Origin of the sequence: Parashewanella hymeniacidonis (assembly GCF_016900895.1) — a bacterium.
GTDB classification, from domain to species: Bacteria; Pseudomonadota; Gammaproteobacteria; order Enterobacterales; family Shewanellaceae; genus Parashewanella; species Parashewanella hymeniacidonis.
The window spans coordinates 1-1,049 of the sequence record NZ_JAFEUN010000305.1; the positions used below are offsets into that span (position 1 = coordinate 1).

General features: G+C 37.2%; 1 protein-coding gene. It reads right to left on the minus strand.

Annotation, left to right across the window (positions count from 1 at the left end; translation table 11 throughout):
- Window positions 1-67: 67 nt before the first annotated feature.
- Window positions 68-466: a DUF6444 domain-containing protein gene (locus JQC92_RS22470; RefSeq protein ID WP_205001745.1), complete on the minus strand. Its 399-nt coding sequence runs from the start codon at window positions 464-466 to the stop codon at window positions 68-70.
- Window positions 467-1,049: the final 583 nt, after the last annotated feature.

Consider the following 1,049-nt stretch of genomic DNA (forward strand, 5'->3'; position numbering starts at 1 on the left):
CTCGAAGCATTTTTTCTTTTTCATGTGTACATAAAAACACCATAAAAAGATCGTTCAAGTAACAATGTTAGATCAAGTGACTTGTTTCACAAAAAACAAGAGGGGCTTGGTGAATGGTTACAACTTCTTTGTCGTTGCCTTTAGGAAGTTTACGCTTATCAAGCTTGATAACTTCAACGACATCAGGCTTATCGACTCGCTTGAGTGTTGTGCCAATACGGCCTTTTTGACCGCCCGGCTTATTACCATTACCTTTGGGCTTATTTTTCTTATTATTATCGTTGTCTGTTGAGGGGGGCTTACTGCTGTTTTTGCTGTTCATACCTAGACGATTAGCCAATATTAAAATGACCATAAGCAAAGCTTCAATGGCCAGTTTTAATGCTGGGGTCACTGTTTTATCAGTTTCTAATTGCTGTCTGACATATGCAATGGTTGCATCAATATCAATGCTACTAACTTTCAAAATAAGCTACAACTCAATGAATGATATCAACAGCATGACATGATGATTAGATCGGTCAAATGATTGTGAAAAATAGTGAGTTGAGTGCAGGTATTTTGTTCATTTAACTTTCAGAGTGCTGAATAGTTACTAGTAAAGAAAGATTGACTCAGCTACTTTCGCACTTATCTAAAGAGAAGTTAATAGAAAAAATCAGATGTAAGCCTTAATAATCGTGAAGCGCTACGTAAGCGTATTTGGACAGAAATATCTGAAAATCACCCAAAACTTTTTGCTGAACAATCTATATCTTTGAATCTTACTTGTACTGAAATCGCTTCACATTTTCGTACTTTGACATCAGAACAAAAAGTGCGAAACTTCCTAGCTTTTGGCACAGAGAGAATGGCTCATCTAATGCAAGGGGAAGGCTGTTCTATACCTTTTAAAGCTCAAGAACCAACAGCCGAAGGTGTTACCCCACACATTCCGCACCTAATTTTCCTAATAACGTATTTATCGCCAAATCATTTAAAGTAGCCATCAGATCACAACAACTATGGCAAATAGATCACAAAGGGATAGCTAAAAGATCACAGACAGC